Here is a 5609-nt window from a genome sequence, read left to right as displayed (position 1 = left end):
GCACGGCAGTAGCCGCGCCCCTCGGGCGTACCGGTTCCGCGGCCTTACAGGCAGTACCGCTCGCGGGCTTCCTTCACGGACGAGGCCTTGACCTCGCCGCGGCGGGCCAGCTGGGCCAGGGCCGCGACCACGATCGACTGGGCGTCGACGCCGAAGTGGCGGCGGGCCGCGTCACGGGTGTCGGAGAGGCCGAACCCGTCGGCGCCGAGCGAGGAGTAGTCCTGTTCGACCCACTGCGCGATCTGGTCCGGGACCTGGCGCATGTAGTCGCTGACCGCGAGGACCGGGCCCTCGGCACCGGCCAGCGCCTGGCGTACGTACGGGATGCGCTCCTCGCCGCGCAGCAGCGCGGCGTCCGCCTCCAGGGCGTCGCGGCGCAGCTCGGTCCAGGAGGTCGCGGACCACACGTCGGCGGCCACGCCCCACTCCTCGGCGAGCAGCCTCTGGGCCTCAAGGGTCCAGTGGATCGCGGTGCCGGAGCCGAGCAGCTGGATGCGTGCGGGGTTGGCCGCCGCCACGTTCAGCCCGGCCGACTCGGCCGTGTTGAAGCGGTAGAGGCCCTTGATGATGCCCTCGTCGATCCCGGCCGGCTTGGCGGGCTGCGGCATGGGCTCGTTGTAGACGGTGAGGTAGTAGAAGACGTTCTGGTCCTCGCCCGGAGCCGCCTCGCCGTACATCCGGCGCAGACCGTCCTTGACGATCGTGCCGATCTCGTACGCGAACGCCGGGTCGTAGGTGAGCGCCGCCGGGTTGGTCGCGGCGATCACCGGCGAGTGGCCGTCGGCGTGCTGCAGGCCCTCACCGGTCAGCGTCGTACGGCCGGCGGTGGCGCCCACCAGGAAGCCGCGGCCCAGCTGGTCGCCGAGCTGCCACATCTGGTCGGCGGTGCGCTGCCAGCCGAACATCGAGTAGAAGATGTAGAACGGGATCATCGCTTCGCCGTGCGTGGAGTACGCGGACGACGCGGCGATGAAGTCGGCCATCGAACCGGCCTCGGTGATCCCCTCGTTGAGGATCTGGCCGTCCTTCGCCTCGCGGTAGTACATCAGCTGGTCGCGGTCGACCGGCTCGTACGTCTGCCCCTTCGGCGAGTAGATGCCGAGCGAGGGGAACAGCGACTCCATACCGAAGGTACGGGCCTCGTCCGGGACGATCGGGACCCAGCGCTTGCCGGTCTCCTTGTCGCGGATGAGGTCCTTGACCAGGCGGACGAACGCCATGGTGGTGGCCATGGACTGGCTGCCGGAGCCCTTGTCGAAGGCGGCGAACGCCTTGTCGGCCGGGGCGGGCAGCGGGGCGAGCGCGTGCGTACGACGGGCCGGGGCGGGCCCACCGAGGGCGGCGCGACGCTCCTGGAGGTAACGGACCTCCGGGGAGTCGACACCGGGGTGGCCGTAGGGCACGACACCATCGACGAACTGCGAGTCCGAGATCGGCAGGTCCAGCAGATCCCGCATGTCCTTGAACTCGTCGTTGGAGAGCTTCTTCATCTGGTGGTTCGCGTTCTTGGACGCGAAGCCCTCACCGAGGGTGAAGCCCTTGACGGTCTGCGCCAGGATGACCGTCGGCGCACCCTTGAACTCCAGGGCGGCCTTGTACGCGGCGTACACCTTGCGGGGCTCGTGGCCGCCGCGCGAAAGGTGGAAGCACTCAAGGATCTTGTCGTCGGAGAGCAGCTTCGCCATCTCGACGAGCGCCGGGTCCTTGCCGAAGAAGTCCTCGCGGATGTAGGCCGCGTCACGCGTCTGGTACGTCTGCACCTGCGCGTCCGGGACCTCGCGCAGGCGGCGGACCAGCGCGCCGGTGGTGTCGAGCGCGAACAGCTCGTCCCAGGCGCCGCCCCACAGCGACTTCACGACGTTCCAGCCGGCGCCGCGGAACTGGGCCTCCAGCTCCTGCACGATCTTGAAGTTGGCGCGGACCGGGCCGTCGAGGCGCTGCAGGTTGCAGTTGATGACGAAGGTGAGGTTGTCGAGGCCCTCACGCGCGGCGAGCGCGAGTGCGGCGGTCGACTCGGGCTCGTCCATCTCGCCGTCACCGAGGAAGGCCCACACGTGTGACGCGGAGACATCCTTGATATTGCGGTTGGTGAGATACCGGTTGAACCGGGCCTGGTAGATGGCGGAGAGCGGCCCGAGACCCATCGAAACGGTCGGGAACTCCCACAGCCAGGGCAGTCGGCGCGGGTGCGGGTAGGAGGGCAGGCCGTTGCCGCCGGACTCCTGCCGGAAGTTGTCGAGGTGCGTCTCGCCCAGGCGGCCGTCGAGGAAGGCGCGGGCGTAGATGCCGGGGGAGGCGTGGCCCTGGATGTAGAGCTGGTCGCCGGACCCGTCGCGCTCCTTCCCCTTGAAGAAGTGGTTGAAGCCGGTCTCGTACAGCCAGGCGGCGGAGGCGAAGGTGGCGATGTGGCCGCCGACGCCGTGCTTGGAGCCGCGGGTGACCATCGCGGCGGCGTTCCACCGGTTCCACGCCGTGATCCGGCGCTCCATCTCCTCGTCACCGTCGATGACGGGTTCGGCGGAGCTGGGGATGGTGTTGACGTAGTCCGTCTCCAGCAGCTTGGGCAGGGCCAGGCCCGCGCCCTCGGCGTGCTGGAGCGTGCGGCGCATCAGATACGCGGCCCGGTGCGGGCCGGCGGCCTTGGCGACGGCGTCGAGGGAGGCCGCCCACTCGGCGGTCTCCTCGGTGTCACGATCCGGGAGCTGGTCGAGCTCGCTCGGAGACTTGGGCGTGGGGTCGATCATGATCGCCGCCTTCCGGACAGGAGGGGGGTGGAGAAAAAGCCTTGTCTGGCAGGACAGGGCGGTGGACCGGGTAAGTCCGCCGTCGACTGTAAGCCGCCGATCGATGATCGATCAAAGCGTTGAGTGAAAAACTTCTTGATATCGACAAAGTCGGCACAGGGTGCCGTGGATGGGGGCACGGGGTGCCTTGTTTTCGCAGGTGGGGAGGGTTACGGATGAGCGGGGGCGCCGGAGTATGAGCGGGGCGCACCCCCACTCTCCCTGCGGGGCTGCGCCCCGTATCCCGTGTTCGTCTGCGGGTCGGTGGGGGCTGGTCGCGCCCGCGCGGCGGAGCCGCACAATGTCACAGCCCCGCGCCCCTTTTGGGGCCGGTGTTTGTGTGCGGGTCGACTGTGGTTGCTCGCGCAGTTCCCCGCGCCCCTGGATGCGCCCCTTCGGGGCGCCCAGGGGATTGCCGCGCAGCGGCATTCAAGGGGCGCGGGGAACCGCGCGACCAGCCACAGGCGGCCCGCAGACGAACGGGGGCCGGGGCGGAGCCCCGAAGCGGGGTGCAGGGGCAGCAGGCCCCGCGAAGGGGTCCGGGGGCGTAGCCCCCGGGAAGCGGGCCTCAGCCACCCACCCGCCCCCGGGGTGGGGCTACGCCCGCGGCGCGCAGCCCAGGACGTGGGACTTGACCAGCGTGCCGATCCGCGGATCGTGCCGCCGGAACGCCGCCACCAGCTCCTCGTGCTCCTCCGCGTACGACTTCTGGACCGTGCCGAGCCATCGGATGGAGAGCGCCGTGAAGACCTCGATGCCGAGGCCCTCCCAGGTGTGGAGGAGGACGCTGTTCCCCGCCGCCCGCACCAGTTCACGATGGAACCCCACCGTGTGCCGCACCTGCGCCGTCCCGTCGGCCGCCGCGTCCGCCTCGTACAGCGCAGCCACATGCGGCTCCAGCGCCGAGCAGTCCGCGGCGAGGCGGTCCGCGGCCAGCTCGGCCGCGATCTGCTCCAGGCCGGCCCGGACGGGGTAGCTCTCCTCCAGGTCGGCCGCCGTCAGGTTCCGTACACGTACGCCCTTGTTGGGGGCCGACTCGATCAGGCGGAGGGACTCCAGCTCCCGCAGGGCCTCCCGGACGGGCGTCTGGCTCACCTGGAGCTCGACGGCGATCCGGCGCTCCACGATCCGCTCACCGGGCTTCCAGCGGCCGCTGACGATCCCCTCCACGATGTGCTCGCGGATCTGCTCGCGCAGCGAGTGGACGACGGGCGGGGTCATGAAGAGCTCCTTCACGCGAGCGGTGACCTCTAGACAATACGGCGGCGCCCCCACCAGGAATCACTCCGGGCAGGGGCGCCTTCGTCACAGACCGTACGGCCGCGGGTCCTACAGGCCGAGCTCGACCTCGAACTCGCCGGCCTCAAGGATCGCCTTGACGGCCGACAGGTAGCGGGCCGCGTCGGCGCCGTCCACCAGACGGTGGTCGTACGAGAGCGACAGGTACGTCATGTCGCGGATGCCGATGACCGTGCCCTCGGCGGTCTCGATGACCGCCGGGCGCTTGACCGTCGCGCCGATGCCCAGGATGGCGACCTGGTTCGGCGGCACGATGACCGTGTCGAACAGCGCACCGCGCGAGCCGGTGTTGCTGATCGTGAAGGTCGCGCCGGACAGCTCGTCCGGGGTGATCTTGTTGGCGCGGACCTTGCCGGCCAGCTCGGCCGTGGCCTTGGAGATACCGGCGAGGTTCAGACCGCCCGCACCCTTGATGACCGGCGTCATCAGACCCTTCTCGGAGTCCACGGCGATGCCGATGTTCTCCGAGTCGAAGTACGTGATGGTGCCCTCGTCCTCGTTGATCCGGGCGTTGATGACCGGGTGGGCCTTCAGCGCCTGGGCCGCCGCCTTCACGAAGAACGGCATCGGGGACAGCTTGACGCCCTCACGGGCGGCGAAGGAGTCCTTCGCCGCCGCGCGCAGCTTCATCAGCTTGGTGATGTCGACCTCGACGACCGAGGTCAGCTGGGCCTGCGAGTGCAGCGCCTTCATCATGTTGTCGCCGATGACCTTGCGCATCCGGGTCATCTTGACCGTCTGGCCGCGCAGCGGGGACGCCTCCAGGGAGGGGGCGGCCTTCGCGGCGGGGGCAGCGGCGGCGGCCGGCGCCGGAGCGGCGGCCTTGGCGGCCTCGGCCGCGGCGATGACGTCCTGCTTGCGGATGCGGCCGCCGACGCCGGTGCCCTTGACCGCGCCCAGGTCCACACCGGACTCGGAGGCGAGCTTGCGGACCAGCGGCGTGACGTACGCGCCGTCGTCGCCGGAGGTGGCGACCGGGGCCGGAGCCGGGGTCACCGGAGCCGGAGCGGCGACCGGCGCGGGGGCCGGGGCGGCGGGCGCGGCCGGGGCGGCCACGGGGGCGGCCGGGGCCGGAGCCGGAGCAGCCGGGGCCGGAGCAGCCGGGGCGGGCGCCGGAGCAGCGGCCGGAGCCGGGGCGGGGGCGGGGGCCGGAGCCGGGGCGGCGGGGGCCGGAGCGGCGGCGGGCGCGGCACCGGCGGCGCCGATGACGGCCAGCTTGGCGCCGACCTCGGCGGTCTCGTCCTCGCCGACCACGATCTCCAGGAGCACACCGGCGACCGGGGCGGGGATCTCGGTGTCGACCTTGTCGGTGGAGACCTCAAGCAGCGGCTCGTCCTCGGCCACCTCCTCGCCGACCTGCTTCAGCCAGCGGGTGACGGTGCCCTCGGTGACGGACTCGCCCAGGGCGGGGAGGGTCACGTCGGTGCCGGAGGCGCCACCGGCCGGGGCGGCGGCCGGGGCCGGGGCCTCGGCGGCGGGCGCCGGGGCGGCCGGAGCCTCGGCCACGGGGGCCGGGGCGGGAGCGGC

At 71.6% G+C, this 5609-nt stretch carries 3 protein-coding genes; all 3 read right to left on the bottom strand.

Annotation, left to right across the window (positions count from 1 at the left end; genetic code table 11):
• Nucleotides 1-44: 44 nt before the first annotated feature.
• Complete coding sequence (gene aceE / locus ACFWA7_RS39605; RefSeq protein ID WP_385828012.1) at nucleotides 45-2744, bottom strand: pyruvate dehydrogenase (acetyl-transferring), homodimeric type; 2700 nt, start codon at nucleotides 2742-2744, stop codon at nucleotides 45-47.
• A 636-nt stretch (nucleotides 2745-3380) separates the two neighbouring features.
• Nucleotides 3381-4004, bottom strand: coding sequence for a GntR family transcriptional regulator (locus ACFWA7_RS39600; RefSeq protein WP_385550345.1), 624 nt, complete (start codon nucleotides 4002-4004; stop codon nucleotides 3381-3383).
• Nucleotides 4005-4112: 108 nt separating this feature from the next.
• On the bottom strand, nucleotides 4113-5609 hold a 1497-nt coding region (sucB, locus tag ACFWA7_RS39595), incomplete at its 5' end, for a 2-oxoglutarate dehydrogenase, E2 component, dihydrolipoamide succinyltransferase (protein ID WP_385828010.1).

Source organism: Streptomyces sp. NPDC059994 (assembly GCF_042737755.1).
GTDB lineage: Bacteria > Actinomycetota > Actinomycetes > Streptomycetales > Streptomycetaceae > Streptomyces.
This window is presented reverse-complemented; position numbering and strand designations above follow the sequence as displayed.